General features: G+C 63.1%; 13 protein-coding genes and 1 pseudogene. 2 read left to right on the top strand and 12 right to left on the bottom strand.

From position 1 onward, the window contains the following. Positions 1-36 precede the first annotated feature (36 nt). The 5 genes from AC1AYR_RS00755 to AC1AYR_RS00735 all read right to left on the bottom strand — a co-directional run bounded on the left by AC1AYR_RS00755 (position 37) and on the right by AC1AYR_RS00735 (position 4,359). Entirely contained in the window at positions 37-570 is a 534-nt protein-coding gene (locus AC1AYR_RS00755; RefSeq protein ID WP_476555103.1) for a hypothetical protein, read from the bottom strand. 181 nt (positions 571-751) lie between these two features. After that, positions 752-949, bottom strand: coding sequence for a lichenicidin A2 family type 2 lantibiotic (locus tag AC1AYR_RS00750; RefSeq protein WP_476511074.1), 198 nt, complete (start codon positions 947-949; stop codon positions 752-754). 313 nt (positions 950-1,262) lie between these two features. Continuing rightward, the gene (locus tag AC1AYR_RS00745) at positions 1,263-2,411 is read right to left on the bottom strand and encodes a sensor histidine kinase (RefSeq protein WP_476511075.1); all 1,149 of its coding nucleotides are present in this window, start codon (positions 2,409-2,411) and stop codon (positions 1,263-1,265) included. Then, a complete protein-coding gene (locus AC1AYR_RS00740; RefSeq protein ID WP_476511076.1) occupies positions 2,408-3,076 on the bottom strand; it encodes a response regulator transcription factor in 669 nt (222 codons plus the stop codon). Before AC1AYR_RS00740 ends, AC1AYR_RS00745 begins: the two co-directional genes overlap by 4 nt. A gap of 74 nt (positions 3,077-3,150) precedes the next feature. Then, entirely contained in the window at positions 3,151-4,359 is a 1,209-nt protein-coding gene (locus AC1AYR_RS00735; protein WP_476511077.1) for an ATP-binding protein, read from the bottom strand. 126 nt (positions 4,360-4,485) lie between these two features. Between AC1AYR_RS00735 and thiD the strand changes: the two genes are divergently transcribed. Both thiD and AC1AYR_RS00725 read left to right on the top strand, forming a co-directional pair. Further along, positions 4,486-5,295 carry a bifunctional hydroxymethylpyrimidine kinase/phosphomethylpyrimidine kinase gene (thiD, locus tag AC1AYR_RS00730; protein ID WP_476511078.1) on the top strand — a complete coding sequence of 270 codons (810 nt, stop codon included), beginning with the start codon at positions 4,486-4,488 and terminating at the stop codon, positions 5,293-5,295. A 7-nt stretch (positions 5,296-5,302) separates the two neighbouring features. Beyond that, entirely contained in the window at positions 5,303-5,770 is a 468-nt protein-coding gene (locus AC1AYR_RS00725) for a thiamine-binding protein (protein ID WP_476511079.1), read from the top strand. 98 nt (positions 5,771-5,868) lie between these two features. Here AC1AYR_RS00725 and gmk read toward each other — a convergent pair whose 3' ends face one another. The 7 genes and pseudogenes from gmk to AC1AYR_RS00690 form a co-directional block, all read right to left on the bottom strand. Next, the gene (gene gmk, locus AC1AYR_RS00720; RefSeq protein ID WP_476511194.1) at positions 5,869-6,453 is read right to left on the bottom strand and encodes a guanylate kinase; all 585 of its coding nucleotides are present in this window, start codon (positions 6,451-6,453) and stop codon (positions 5,869-5,871) included. Between the two features lie 354 nt (positions 6,454-6,807). Then, a pseudogene (gene pyrF, locus AC1AYR_RS00715) lies at positions 6,808-7,716 on the bottom strand (orotidine-5'-phosphate decarboxylase); the annotation flags it as partial. Between the two features lie 37 nt (positions 7,717-7,753). Further along, positions 7,754-11,137 carry a carbamoyl-phosphate synthase large subunit gene (carB, locus tag AC1AYR_RS00710; RefSeq protein ID WP_476511080.1) on the bottom strand — a complete coding sequence of 1,128 codons (3,384 nt, stop codon included), beginning with the start codon at positions 11,135-11,137 and terminating at the stop codon, positions 7,754-7,756. 1 nt (position 11,138) lies between these two features. Beyond that, positions 11,139-12,359: a glutamine-hydrolyzing carbamoyl-phosphate synthase small subunit gene (gene carA, locus AC1AYR_RS00705; RefSeq protein ID WP_476511081.1), complete on the bottom strand. Its 1,221-nt coding sequence runs from the start codon at positions 12,357-12,359 to the stop codon at positions 11,139-11,141. 179 nt (positions 12,360-12,538) lie between these two features. Beyond that, complete coding sequence (gene nusB, locus AC1AYR_RS00700; protein ID WP_034526993.1) at positions 12,539-12,952, bottom strand: transcription antitermination factor NusB; 414 nt, start codon at positions 12,950-12,952, stop codon at positions 12,539-12,541. 66 nt (positions 12,953-13,018) lie between these two features. Continuing rightward, on the bottom strand, positions 13,019-13,576 hold the full coding sequence (gene efp / locus AC1AYR_RS00695; protein WP_034526990.1) for an elongation factor P: 558 nt from the start codon (positions 13,574-13,576) through the stop codon (positions 13,019-13,021). Between the two features lie 450 nt (positions 13,577-14,026). Next, entirely contained in the window at positions 14,027-14,386 is a 360-nt protein-coding gene (locus AC1AYR_RS00690; protein WP_034526988.1) for an endonuclease domain-containing protein, read from the bottom strand. Positions 14,387-14,638: the final 252 nt, after the last annotated feature.

The following is a 14,638-nucleotide window of genomic DNA, read 5'->3' as shown; positions in this document are numbered from 1 at the left end:
ACCATTTGTCTCCCAATCGGGAGACAACCACGGAAATCATTTCAGAACACATACATAATGCCTGCGAACATACAGAGCCAAAGACGCCAGTACACCACAGGCGAAAACCAACGTCAGCGCGACGGCGGCAAGTACAGAAAACACCGCAATGACGACGAGCATCGTCAAAACAAGCAACTCGGCGACTGCAAGGACAGGAAGAAGTTTTTTCCCACTCCAGCCAATAACCAGGAGACTTAGAGAGACGAGGGACACAGTCATACATTCGGCCACAATCACACTCAACGCAACATCTTGGAACCGCAAACCGTTCCTCAATCCATATGGGATATATATCACCCACATCACGGCACATTCGATTGCCATGAGAATGGTTGGAAGAATCATTTTCGCAAAATAATATTTTACAAAGCCCCCGTCAATCTGATGAAGCAAACTGAATATACCGGAATTTTTATCATATTCAATTAATTCGGTCAACCCGCCGGCGATACCAAACGACCAAACCCCGCACAAATAAAACATCATAAAGACGCTATAGCGAGATATTGCTACCGCCGCCAGTTCCACACCGCATCCTATGACCGTATATAGTGACAGGCAAATAATAACACCGACGGAACTTATCATCTGCTTGCAATCGCGAAACAGTATCGCACGAAACATATCCACACTCTTGATTCAAATAATAATAGTGTTTCGTTTCTCTGTTTAATGCCGAACAGAGAAACGAAACACTATCTTCCATTACTTACTTGTGGCACTTTCCCGCCAACGACAGTGTTGCGGTAATTCCTCCAGTAATAAGATAAGGTGTGATGGGAATAGTCACCGTAGGTGAGGAAGCCGGAGCCACGTCATCATTCCCTCTTCCCGTCAGCAGTGCCATTTCGTTATCGGACAAATCCTCGAAGGATTCGCCGACGATCTGCTTTTCGTTCATGCTCATATCGAGCCTCCTTATGTTGGATGATCCCTTCGTTTGAGGAACCAAAACATATGATGAGACCTTCCATGGCGCAATCCAATCGTTTGTCCCCCGGTCAGGGGACAAACGATGTCGGATTCCCTGAGGACATATGATGATGAATATCACCGGAGCACATTCCCCCAGTAGGAAAGGAATGACCATGCACGCCATCATCGCCGCGCTCACTGCCGCCATACTGTCCTTCACGCCCGTAACCGGATTGACGGCCTCCGCAGCTCCGACGGAAGGGCCGCAGCCGGCGCCCGCCTCGATTTTCTTCCCGATTCCGCTCCTATGCATCCCGGTCCACAAGAGGTAACGAGCAGAACAGGGACCATATGTCATCATCTTCGGTCCACCGCATCTCGCCTCCGCAGGCACGGACGCGCTTGGCCAACAGTTCCAGCCCTTTGCCAGACCGCGGCGGCTCCATCCAATTCTCTTCATGTAGAAGGGAATTCGTCTGCGACAGTATGAACCGGTTTCCGCCCACCGTTACGTTGACGTGGTATCCGGCTCCCTTGCGGCCAGCATGTTTCTCGATGTTGGTGTACACTTCACGCAGTATTTCTAACGACAGCGCACACTGTTCGTCGACGTCCATTGAGCGTATGCCGTGGATGACGCTCTTCCCGTCAAACCCCTGCGAACGCAACCGACGGTCGCCGGAATACGCGACGGATTCCAAGGTCTCCATGTATGAAGACCGGGGAGGTCTCCTGCTTGCGCGCATGCCGTCATCTTCAAGATAGTCGATGACGGCATGCGTATCCCGCAAGGCCTGTTCCGCGCTGCTCCGGATTTCCATGAGTCCGCGTCTCAGTTCCGCATTTTCATCGCCGGACAACCGTTGCGTCTCCAGCATGATGCGTGCGATACTCCCCGAAAGCGATTCGTGTATTTTGGACGCGATGGCGATGTCACGCTGATAGGCATTCAGCCATTCCCGGTCCTTTTGTGCCCTGCGTAGGCCCTGTCTCTGCCACAGGATGATTCCGCAGCAGTACGGTAATCCATAACCCAATGCCATGCCGACCACCCCCTGCGGGAATGCGTATCCCGCATCTTCCGGGAACCGATACATATCGTAACCGGCACTCGCCACGATGGCGGCCCAAGCCAAGGCATCGGACCAATGATGGGACGCATACCCGAGTAGCAGCATACTCAACGCCAATCCCATGCCCTCGTCCAATGCCATAACGCCCGGCAGCACCTCATCGATACACGCCACAGCAACGATCACCCATGCCGCATACCGTCCCGCGAACGGCAGGGCAAAGATCGCGGCGATGTAGACCACGGACGACACGATGCCCGCCCACCCCGACGGCGGCGCAGTGACCCACGCCAGAATCTCAAGCAACCCCGTCAGCATCACAGTGGCGAGGAACAGCGTCCGACCGGCCAGTATCCTTCGCTTCAGGGAATCCCGGTTCACCCTTGGATACTCCACCACGCATCCACCAGATCGGCACGAGTACGGAGACCCATCTTCTCCTGCGCCCGATCCAGCGTCGTCTTGATGGTCGACGCCTTGACCCCGAGTTTTCTGCCGATGTCGGCGGGCCTCATCGATTTCACATACAGCTCCACGACCTCATGCTCCCTGTCGGACAGCGAATGCACCTTGCCGTCTGCGGGCTCCCTCAGTCGCTTGACGGCCTCATCCACCGTATCGAATCGAATCGTGTCGTCAAGCAGCCCCTCCGCGTACACGTCGCCGGAAGCCACGCATGTCACAGCGTCGCACAGCCGCCGAGGGTCGGTCTTACCAACGATACCCTGCGCTCCTGCCTCGGCCGCCGCCCGCGCGTAATGGTTCAACGAGAATGCCGTGATGGCCAGAATCGCCATCGGCGCGGTCGCATGCGCCCGAATCTCGCGGCAGATGGCCGTGCCTGGCAGATGCTCCAGACTCATATCCACGAGTATCACGTCCACGGCCTGCATCGGCTCAAGAGCCTTGCCGATCGCCAGCCGCCCGTCGGTCTCTCTCCACACGATCTGTACACGCGGCATGCCGCGCGTGATGATGGAGCACAACCCGGCCAGAGCGATCCGATCATTGTCGACTACAGCCAATCGCAGCGGTGCTAACGCCATCATCATTCCTCTCCCCAATGCCGCCGGCGCGCACGGACGCACCCATTGCGGAAGACTACACTACGGCCGCGGCATCACGCCCTATGCGCCCGCAGTTCAGGCCGACGCTCCACGCGTTCGAACGCGGTCATGAGGTCGTTCGCGCGGATCGCGGCGCGGCGGTCCTTGGCGGCGACGAGCGCCGCCTCGGTCCAGATCGCGCACACTTCGGCGCCGCTCCAGCCTTCGGTGCGCCGCGCGATGTCCGCGAGCGGCAGTTCCCCTTCGGTGGCGAGCGCGCGCTCCTGCACTTCGAGGATTGCGAGACGGTCGTGCTCGCCCGGCATCGGGAACGGAATCTGCCAGTCGAACCGGCCCGGGCGCAGCAGCGCCGGGTCCACGTCCTCGATGCGGTTCGTGGCGGCGACGACCACCACGTTGCCTTTGGAGGCGAATCCGTCCATCAGGGTGAGCAGTTGGGCGACGAGACGTTTGCCGACGCCGTTCGTGTCGGTGTCGCGCGAGGACGCGATCGAGTCGATCTCGTCGAAGAAGATGATGGCGCGCTTGTCGGCCTGTGCGGCCGCGAAGATCATGCGCAGCGTCTCCTCGCTGTCGCCCACGTATTTGCTCACGATGGTCGGACCGGAGACGAGGTAGAACTGCGCGTCGGCCACGTTGGCGATGATGCGCGCCAGATGCGTCTTGCCGGTGCCGGGCGCGCCGGTGAAGATCACGCCCTTGATCGGCTTGGCGCCGATGGCGCGCATCTGCACGCTGTTGCCGAGCTGCGTCTCGATGAGCTCCTTGGCGCGCGTGACGACCTGCTCGTAGCCGCCGAACGAGTCGAAGGTGAGCTGCGGGTCGGCGCTCGGCGTGATCCGGTACTGTTTGACGTCGTCGTCGTGGTCGCTTTCGCCGGGGCGGATGGCCGTCGGCCACAGCACGCGTTCGATGCCGAACAAGTCGGTGAACTCCACGGTGTTGCCGGGCATGATGTCGAGCGGATAGTCGCCTTCGAGCAGTTCGAGCCCGTCGCCGGTCTCCAACACCACGCAGTCCTCCAGCGCGCGGCGCACGACGCCCACGCGTGGTTTGACGGGCCATACGGATGCGGGCACCTTCGTGTAGAAGCCGTCGCCGACGAGCAGCACGTCGCCCACGTCGAAGATCTCCTGACGCGGGAACGTGAGCTGCGTGGTCCTCCCGTTCGGCATCGTCGCATAGTAGGCGACGCGTCCCTCGTCGAATCCGGTGATGCGCGCCAGCACGCCGTCGCGGCGCAACACGTCGTTGTCGGACATGACTCCCCCTCGTTTTCTCGACTCCGTTCGGCCTGTCCCATCACACCACACCACGGGCCGCGAATCAAGGGGAATCACGGCGGAAAACAGGTGAGATTCCGCCATTTTCCGACTAAACTGAGCCGTATGCCAACACATGCAACGACAACGCTCCCACCCGTGCTCGCGATCTCCGGTTCGGACTCATCCGGCGGCGCCGGCATGCAGGCGGACCTCAAGACTATGCTCGCCAACGGCGTGTTCGGCATGAGCGCGATCACCGCGCTCACCGCGCAGAACACGACCGGCGTGCGTTCCATCCAGGACACGGAGCCGAATATCCTCGCCGACCAGATCGACGCGGTGTTCGAGGACATTCCGCCGCTGGCGGTGAAGATCGGCATGGTGTCCGCAACGAACATCATCGACGTAATCGCCGACCGACTCACATTCCATCACGCGCGTAACGTCGTGCTCGACCCGGTGATGGTGGCGACGTCCGGTGCCAAGCTCATCAGCGACGACGCGATCGCCGCGCTCACCGGCGAACTGTTCCCGCTTGCCACGGTCATCACGCCGAACATCCCCGAAGCGCAGGTGCTCACCGGCATCGACATCACCGACGCCGATTCGATGGAGCGTGCGGCGAAGGCACTCGTCGAACGTTTCGGCTGCGCGGCGCTCGTCAAGGGCGGCCACCATACGAACGATGCGAACGACGTGCTCGCCGAGGCCGACGGCACGGTCACGTGGTTCGAAGGCTCCCGCGTCGACAATCCGAACACGCACGGCACCGGCTGCACGCTGAGCTCCGCGATCGCGTCGAATCTCGCGAAGGGCGAGACGCTGCCCGACGCGATCCGGCACGCGAAGGAGTATCTGACGGGCGCGTTGAACGCGATGCTCGACCTGGGCCATGGCTCCGGTCCGATGGACCACGCATGGCGGTGGAGGTGAGATGGGAATGACGCAGCAGAACGACAATCGTATCGAAAGTGGCGGCACGATCGGCCACACTGACCGTGCCGACGCGAATTCGGCTCTCGCTACGGCGACCGACCGTTTCGCCGTGAAACAGGAGGTGCCCATCGATCCGAAGACCGGTAAGCCGTATCTCAACACGGTGGCCGCGATTCAGGTGTCGGTGACGGGCGCGGGCGCCGAAGTGTCGCCCTACGTCTCGCAGGCGATCGAGGTGATTCGCGACTCCGGGCTCCCGCAGGAGACGAACGCCCTGTTCACCGACGTGGAGGGGAATCTGGACGACGTGCTGCACGTTGCCGGCGAGGCCGCGAAGAAGCTCGCGACCCAAGGCTACCGCACGAGCCTCGTGCTCCACTTGGACATCCGCCCCGGCTTCACCGGCCAGCTCACCGAAAAACCGAAGCTCGCCGACCAGCTCATCGCCGAGCGCAAGGCCAAGGCGGAATAGACCACGACGGAATAAACAATAAACAGGGTAGGCTCCCTCAAGATTTGAGAGAGCCTACCCTGTTGTATACGGAGGGGGCTGTTGTATACGGAGAGGGCTTACGCCTCCTTGCCGTACTCCTTGGCGATGAGGTTCCAGAGTTCGTCCGCAGCCTCGTCGACGTGCTCGTTGACGATGGTCACGTCGAATTCGTTCTCCGCGGCGAGCTCCACCTTGGCGGTTTCGAGACGGCGCTCGCGCTGTTCCTCGGTTTCGGTGCCGCGACCGGTGAGCCGACGCACGAGTTCGTCGAAGCTCGGCGGGGCGATGAACACGGTCACCACCTCGAGTCCCAGCTCCTTCGCCTTCTCCTTGACGCGGCGCGCGCCCTGCAGATCGATTTCGAGGATCGTCGGCGTGCCGACGGCCATATGATCCTCAAGCGGCTTCAGCGGCGTGCCGTAATGCGCCATGCCATGCACGAGCGCGGTCTCCAGGAACTCCCCCGCCTTCTCCTTGGCGGCGAACTCCTCCTCGCTCATGAACCAGTAGTTGACGCCGTTCACCTCGCCGGGACGCGGGTCTCGCGTGGTGGCGGAGACGGACACCCAGACCTCCGGGTGCTTCTTGCGCAGCGCGATCTCGACGGTGCCCTTGCCGACGCCGGCGGGACCGGTGAGCACGAGCAGCCGTCCGCCACGCAGCGCCTGTTCGTCCGCGTTCGTGGCGGGGAGCGTCTCTTCAACGGCTTCGCCCGCCTCACCGTCCTGTGCGGCGGCGTCGGCGGCCGTCGATGCGGCGGAAGTCTCCCCTGCATCGACGGTTTCGGCGACGCGCGTCGAGTCGACAGGTTCAGCGGATTCGACGGATGCGGTCGGCTGCTCGGTTTCGGTCACGGTGATGATCTCCCTCGGCGTGTCGGCGTCGGAACGGTCGGATGTTGCGGTTTGGCTGTCCGCTGCGGCATCGGTCTGCGGTTCCGGCTCCGGCTCCGCAGTGGATTCGACGGATGCGACGGTTTCGACGTGCTCCGACTCCTGCGGGAGGTCGGCGACGCGCGTCGCCTCCATGAGCGCCTGGCGCACGTCGAGCGAAATCGCTTCGGTCGCCTCGCTCAACGCGGCGATGTCCGGTCCGTGCGAGGCGATGAAACGCGACACGGTGACGAGCACATTGCCCTTCGTCCCCTTGAACACGGTGCGCAGATCCTTCGCGTCGGCACCCTGCCAGCCGTATCCGGGAGACAGGATCGGTCCGGTGAACTTCGCTGGATCGACGCCGGTCTCATTGATCCACTGGCCGATGGTCGCGCCGATGACGAGACCGACGGATCCCATGCCGTCGACGTTGTGGTTGTTCTTCTGCGCGGTCGCGGCGATGCCGTACGCGACCGTCTTGCCCTTGTACTCGCCGACCTGACGGATGGAGCTTTGCAGGCTCTTGCCTTCCTCGTTGGAGGTGAGGGAGGCGATGAACACGCCGCGCCCGTTGTCGAGCGCGTCGTCGATGAGACCCTGCAGCGATCGTGCGCCGTAGTACGGCAGCAGCGTGATCGCGTCGGCCCTGAGCGGCGCGCCCGGCTTGAAGTAGGCGTCGGCGATGGCGGAGATCGTCGTGGAGAGTCCTCCATGCAGGCAGTCGACGATCGTGATGATGCCCATCTGACGTGCCGCGTACAGCACGCGTTCCAGCGCGGCGAATCCCTTCGAGCCGTAACGCTCGAACATCGGCGACTGGAACTTGACGGCGGCGGCGCGTCCGTTCGCGGCCTGCAGCATGCGCATGGCGAACATCTCCGCGCCGTCGGCGTCGACGTTGTAGCCCCAATCGGTCAGGAGCTTTCGGTGCGGGTCGATGCCCACGCACAACGGACCGTATTTGTCCATCGAATTGCGCAGGCGCAGACCGAAGTCCGAACGCCTCGCGAGCCGTTCCTTGTCCTGTTCCTCAATGGGGCTGTCACTCATCGCGATCCCTTCCTTCGTGTGAGAGGAAATCCGTTGATCAGAAATCCTTGCTTTCCAACGCGAACAGCTGCTTGGAGTGCTCCTGGATGCTCATGATCTGGTAGTCGTTGCGCTTGACCGCCTCGATGGCCAGCAGCACCGCGGAGAACTCGGTGATGGTCGTGAACTGCGGCAGGTCGGCGGCGATGGCGGCGGCTCGGATGGAGTAGCCGTCGGAGCGCGATCCGCGCGAGTTCGGCGTGTTGAGGATCATGTCGATCGCGCCGTCCTCGATGAGTTCGACGACGTTCTTGCCGATCGAACCCTCGGCGTGCACGACCTTCACCGGCGCCTCCGGATCGGAGTCCACGCGCGTGGAGATCTTGTCGACGATCTTCGAGTCGATGCCGTAGCGGCGCAGCACGGAGGCGGTGCCCTCGGTCGCCCAGATCGTGAAGCCGAGCTCGACGAGACGCACGGCCATGAGCGGCAACTGGCGCTTGTCGGTGTCGTTCACGGAGATGAACACGTTGCCGTGGGTCGGCAGACCGCCCTCATACGCGGCGAGCTGGCTCTTGGCGAACGCGTGCGGGAAGTCGCGGTCGAAGCCCATGACCTCGCCGGTGGAACGCATCTCCGGTCCGAGCAGGATGTCGACGGTCTTGCCGACGGGCGTGCGGAAGCGCTTGAACGGCAGCACGGACTCCTTGACCGCCACCTGCTGGCCGCGGTGCATGACGCCACCGTCGCCCTTGGGCAGCAGCAGGCCGTTGGCACGCTGGTCGGCGATGGTCTCGCCGGCCATGATGCGCGCGGCGGCCTTGGCCAGCGCCACGCCGGTCGCCTTGGACGCGAACGGCACGGTGCGGGAGGCGCGCGGGTTGGCTTCGATGACGTACAGCGTGTTCGCCATGAACGCGTACTGCACGTTGATCAGGCCCTTGACGTTGCAGCCCTTGGCGATGGCGTAGGTGCCTTCGCGCAGACGGCGGATCTGGTCGTCGGACAGCGTGGACGGCGGCAGCGTGCAGGCGGCGTCGCCGGAGTGGACACCGGCCTCCTCGATGTGCTCCATGATGCCGCCGATGTACAGTTCCTCGCCGTCGAACAGCGCGTCGACGTCGATCTCGATGGCGTCCTGGAGGAACTTGTCGATGAGCAGCGGGGAGGGCAGTCGACCGGAGACGACCGTGTCGGCCTGTGCCTCGGCGAGGGCGCGGTTCACGTACTTCTCAAGCTGCGCGTTGTCGTAGACGATCTCCATGCCGCGGCCGCCGAGCACGTAGCTCGGGCGCACGAGCACCGGGTAGCCGATCGAATGCGCGGCCTCCTGGGCCTCTTCGAGGCTCAGCGCGGTGCCGTAGCGCGGCGCGTTCATCTTCGCCTTCTTGAGCACCTCGCCGAACAGCTCGCGGTTCTCCGCGAGGTCGATGGCCTCCGGGGTGGTGCCGAGGATCGGCACGCCGGCGGCCTTGAGGCGCGCGGCGAGCGACAGCGGCGTCTGGCCGCCGAGCTGCACGATGACGCCCTTGACGGGGCCCATCTTCTTCTCGGCCTCATAGATCTCGAGCACGTCCTCGAAGGTGAGCGGCTCGAAGTAGAGGCGGTCGGAGATGTCGTAGTCGGTAGAGACGGTCTCCGGGTTGCAGTTGACCATGATCGTGTCATAGTCCTTGCCGAGCTCCTGCACCGCGTGCACGCAGGTGTAGTCGAACTCGATGCCCTGGCCGATGCGGTTCGGGCCGGAGCCGAGGATGATCACGGCCTCACGCTCGCGCGGCTTGACCTCGGTCTCGTCCGCGTAGCAGGAGTAGTAGTACGGCGTGGCCGCGTCGAACTCGGCGGCGCAGGTGTCGACCGTCTTGTACACGGGCTTGAGGCCGTAGGTCCAGCGCAGCTCGCGGATCGTGTTCTCGCCCTCGTCGCCGAGGTTGCGAAGATGCGCGATCTGCAGATCGGACAGGCCGGCGAGCTTGGCGCGGCGCAGCAGCTTGCGCGTGAGCGTCTCCGCCTCGCGCACCGCCTGCGCGGTCTCGTTGATGAGCGTGAGCTGCTTCAAGAACCACGGGTCGATCTTGGTGGCCTCGAACAGCTGCTCGATGGTGGCGCCGCCCCAGATGGCGCGCATGAGCTCAAGGTAGCGGTTCTCGGTGGGCGTGTGGATCGCCTTGAGCAGTTCGGCGACCTCGTCGGCCGTCGGCTTCGGGCCATCCCAGTTGAAGCCCATGTGGCGCTTGTCGATGGAGCGCATCGCCTTGCCGAGGGACTCCTGGAAGTTGCCGCCCAGCGCCATGGCCTCGCCGACGGACTTCATCGACGTGGTGAGCGTCGGATCGGCGCCCGGGAACTTCTCGAACGCGAAGCGCGGCACCTTGGTGACCACGTAGTCGATGGTCGGCTCGAAGGAGGCCGGCGTGGACTGGGTGATGTCGTTGCGAATCTCGTCGAGCGTGTAGCCGAGGGCCAGCTTGGTCGCGATCTTCGCAATCGGGAAACCTGTGGCCTTCGAGGCGAGCGCAGAAGAACGGGAGACGCGCGGGTTCATCTCGATGACGATGATGCGGCCGGTGTCCGGGTGGATGGCGAACTGGATGTTGCAGCCGCCGGTGTCCACTCCCACGCCGCGGATGATGGCGATGCCGATGTCGCGCAGCTTCTGGTACTCGCGGTCGGTCAGGGTGAAGCAGGGGGCCACGGTGATGGAGTCGCCGGTGTGCACGCCAACCGGGTCGACGTTCTCGATCGGGCAGACGACCACGACGTTGTCGTTGCGGTCGCGCATGAGCTCGAGCTCGAACTCCTTCCAGCCTTCGATGCCCTCCTCGATGAGCACCTCGTCGGTCGGCGAGTAGTGGATGCCGGCGCCGGCGATGCGGTGCAGCTCCTCCTCGTCGTGCGCGATGCCGGAGCCGAGGCCGCCCATCGTGAAGCTCGGGCGAACGACCAGCGGGTAGCCGAACTCGTCGGCGATGCGGTCCACTTCGGCGAGCGTGTGGGCGATGCGGGAGCGTGCGGATTCGGCGCCCGCCTCGTCGACGACCTTCTTGAACAGCTCACGGTCCTCGCCGCGGTCGATGGCGTCGAGGGACGCGCCGATCAGCTCGACGTCGTATTTCTTGAGCACGCCGGCCTCGCCGAGCGCCATCGCGGCGTTCAGCGCGGTCTGGCCGCCGAGGGTCGGCAGCAGCGCGTCGGGGCGTTCCTTGGCGATGATCTGCTCGAGGATCGGCGTGGCGATCGGCTCGATGTACGTGGCGTCGGCCATCTCGGGGTCGGTCATGATGGTGGCCGGGTTCGAGTTGACGAGGATGACGCGGATGCCTTCCTCCTTGAGGACGCGGCATGCCTGGGTGCCCGAGTAATCGAACTCCGCGGCCTGACCGATCACGATCGGGCCGGAGCCGATGACCATCACGGATTTGATGTCGGTGCGCTTCGGCATATCACTTACCTTCCTTGGAGTCGGCGCGGGAATCGCGCGGATTGTTCTTCATAAGATCGCAGAACCGATCGAACAGGTATGCGGCGTCGTGCGGACCGGTGGCGGCCTCCGGGTGGTACTGCACGGAGAACGCGGGGATGTCCACGCACTGCAGGCCTTCGACCACGTCGTCGTTGAGATCGATGTGGCTGACGAACACCTTGCCGTAACGGCCGTTGTCGAACGGTGCGTCGACGGTCTCGCCGATCGGCGCGTCGACGGCGAAGCCGTGGTTGTGGGCGGTGACCTCCACCTTGCCGGTGGTGAGGTCCTTGACCGGCTGGTTGATGCCGCGGTGGCCGAACTTCAGCTTGTAGGTGCCGAAGCCAAGCGCGCGGCCGAGCAGCTGGTTGCCGAAGCAGATGCCGAAGAACGGGTAGCCGGCGTCGAGAACCTTGCGCAGGAGCTCGACCTCCGGACCGGCCTGCTCCGGATCGCCCGGGCCGTTGGAGAAGAAGACGCCGTCCGGGTTGAGGGCGGTCAGTTCATCGAACGTGATGGTGGAGGGCACGACGTGCACGCGGCATCCGCGCTCGGCCATGCGGTGCGGGGTCATCGCCTTGATGCCGAGGTCGACGGCGGCCACCGTGTACAGCGGCTCCTTGCCTTCGAACTCGCCGCACGGTTCGATCGTGTAGGCCTCCTTGGTGGAGACCTCGTCGTACAGGCTCAGACCCTGCATCTGCGGGGTGGCCTTGACGGCGTCGAGCAGCTCGTCGACGGTCTTGAGGCGGCCGTCGGCGCCGAGCAGCGCGTCGCCGGAGAAGATGCCGGCGCGCATCACGCCGGCGGAACGCAAGTGGCGCACCAGCTTGCGGGTGTCGATGTCGGCGAGGCCGACGATGCCGTTGGCTTCGAGGTCGCCGTCGAGGCTGCCTTCGGCGCGCCAGTTGCTCACGTTCGGGGAGGGTTCGCGCACGATGTAGCCGGCCACCCAGATGCGGGAGGATTCCGGATCCTCGTGGTTGACGCCCGTGTCGCCGATGTGCGGGAAGGTCTGCACGACGATCTGACGGTCGTAGCTCGGGTCGGTGAGCGTCTCCTGGTATCCGGTCATGCCGGTGGCGAACACGATCTCACCCGTGGTCGCGCCATGGGCCCCGTAGGGTTCACCCACATACACCTGCCCATCTTCCAGTACAAGGACGGCATCGTCCTTGCCGTAGTTCGCGATCTCGCTCACCAAAACCCCCTTTTCGTTCTCGGGTCGTCAGTACTTAAGGTTATCGGCCAACGCCGACGCACACGCGCAGGACACGCATGGTCTTCCGTTCCGGTCGGCCGTCATGCCGGATTGTCGCGCCCGGCCCACGCCCTCATAAAAACGCCTCCCTTGTTGCGGGGAGGCGTCAATAGAAAATATCAATCCAACGGCTTTTCTTTGGCCGTGCAGATAGCGGACAGCAGTCCGTGGATGAACGCGGGGGAATCCCCGTCGCACAGCGTCTTCGCGAGGGAGAGCGCTTCGTCGATGGCGACCTTGTCGGGCACGTCGTCGTTGAAGAGAATCTCCCATGCGGCGATACGCAGGATGTTGCGGTCGATCACACCCATACGGCGAACCTTCCACCCGGTGGAGTGCTCGTCCAGGGTGGAGTCGATCTCGCTCAGGTGCTCGGCCACGCCCTTGACGATCTCGATGGCGTATTCGGGCAGCGGCGTCTGCGCGCCGGGCGTCTCAATGCGCTCGTCGAGCAGGGACAGGATGTCCTGATCCTTCTCGTCAGCCTCGTACAACGTGTTCAGAGCCCTCTTACGGGCGGTGGAACGTGCCATGCAGCTCTCTCGTCCTTCGTATCGTTGGTTGCCGGTTGGAACTCACGTGATCCGCGGGAACGCGAATCAGTTCTCGCGACCCAGGTAGGAGCCGTCGGTGGTGTTGACCTTGACCTTCTCGCCCTCGTTGATGAACAGCGGGACCTGGATCTCGGCGCCGGTCTCCACGGTGGCCGGCTTGGTGCCGGCGTTGGAGCGGTTGCCCTGCAGGCCCGGCTCGGTGTGGGTGATGGTCAGCACGACGGAGGCCGGCAGTTCGACGCTCAGCGGGGTCTCATCGTGGAAGGACACGATGCAGTCGGTACCTTCGAGGAGGAACTTGGTGTCGACGATGGACTTCGGCACGTAGACCTGATCGTAGGTGGTCATGTCCATGAAGACCAGGTTGTCGCCGTCCTCGTAGGAGTACTGGAGGTTGCGGTTGTCGACGGTCTCGAACTCCATCTTCATGCCCGCGTTGAAGGTCTTGTCGACGATCTTGCCGGAGAGCACGTTCTTGATGGTGGTGCGCACGAAGGCGGGGCCCTTGCCCGGCTTGACGTGCTGGAACTTGAGGACGGTCCACAGCTGGCCGTCGAGGTTCAGGACGGAACCGTTCTTGATGTCATTGGTAGTCTGTGCCACGATGTCTCACCTATGTTTCTAGTGTTCGAGGGCTTACCCAAAATTTGCCTTGGCTATTATGCCACCACCCCTCTACCGCGCCACGCCACCGAAACAGGCATCGTCACCGGAGCCACGGACTCGCCCCGCGGAAACGGACTCACTGCGCAAGACAATCCCCCGCTCCCGCCGGAAACGGACTCGCACCGCGAGACGGTATCCCGCTCCCGCTGGCGGGAGCTGTCAGCCACAGGCTGACTGAGGGTGGTCACCTCACAACAACAGACTCGCGAAGCGAGACAGTATCATGCTCCCGCTGGCGGGAGCTGTCAGCCACAAGCTGACTGAGGGTGGTCACCCACGCACAACAGACTCGCGAAGCGAGACAGTATCATGCTCCCGCTGGCGGGAGCTGTCAGCCACAGGCTGACTGAGGGTGGTCGGGCACCTATTACTACCGTCCAGGCGTCCCTACACCGTCACTCGTTCCCGCACATGCCTGTCGATATCGTGACATACCGAATCGAGGTGACGATCGACATCGAGATTCGTATAGCGCAACACCATGAGGCCGAGACCGTTCAACTCGCGCGTACGTCGCAGATCGGCATCGCGTTGTGTTTCGGTGTAATGTCCACCGCCATCGAGCTCGACGATGAGCTTGGCTTTATCGCAATAGAAATCGACGATGTAGTCAAGTATCGGCTTCTGCCGCTGCCAACGCAGCGGATACGCGCGGAGATACTCGGCCCACAGTCTGCGTTCCCACGGGGTCGCGTTGGAGCGGAGCCGCCGTGCGAGAGGCACGTTGGCCTTGTTGTAGGGAAGCATGGCTCCGAAGTGTAGTAGCGAGAAGAGCATCTCGTCCTATGCCGGCGATTCCGTAATCTCCGGACCACAGGCCGAAGTCCCGATTGCCGACCGAAGTACCAGCCGCCGACCACCCCCAGTCGGCTACGCCGACAGCCCCCGCCAGCGGGGGCAAAAGGGACTCGCACCGCGAGACGGTGTCCGCGCAGGAAACTGACTCGCGAAGCGAGACGGCATCATGCTCCCGCTGGCGGGAGCTGTCAGCCACAGGCT

The organism is Bifidobacterium sp. LH_417 (genome assembly GCF_056357035.1).
Note: the sequence above shows the minus strand (reverse complement) of the source record. Positions and strands in the feature narration are given on the sequence as shown.

Excerpts from the sequence above, each read along its gene's own strand:
- AC1AYR_RS00750 (WP_476511074.1), bottom strand. The coding sequence starts at position 949 with ATGAGCATGAACGAAAAGCAGATCGTCGGCGAATCCTTCGAGGATTTG.
- AC1AYR_RS00740 (WP_476511076.1), bottom strand. The coding sequence starts at position 3,076 with ATGGCGTTAGCACCGCTGCGATTGGCTGTAGTCGACAATGATCGGATC.
- AC1AYR_RS00735 (WP_476511077.1), bottom strand. The coding sequence starts at position 4,359 with ATGTCCGACAACGACGTGTTGCGCCGCGACGGCGTGCTGGCGCGCATC.
- thiD (WP_476511078.1), top strand. The coding sequence starts at position 4,486 with ATGCCAACACATGCAACGACAACGCTCCCACCCGTGCTCGCGATCTCC.
- AC1AYR_RS00725 (WP_476511079.1), top strand. The coding sequence starts at position 5,303 with ATGACGCAGCAGAACGACAATCGTATCGAAAGTGGCGGCACGATCGGC.
- carB (WP_476511080.1), bottom strand. The coding sequence starts at position 11,137 with ATGCCGAAGCGCACCGACATCAAATCCGTGATGGTCATCGGCTCCGGC.
- nusB (WP_034526993.1), bottom strand. The coding sequence starts at position 12,952 with ATGGCACGTTCCACCGCCCGTAAGAGGGCTCTGAACACGTTGTACGAG.
- AC1AYR_RS00690 (WP_034526988.1), bottom strand. The coding sequence starts at position 14,386 with ATGCTTCCCTACAACAAGGCCAACGTGCCTCTCGCACGGCGGCTCCGC.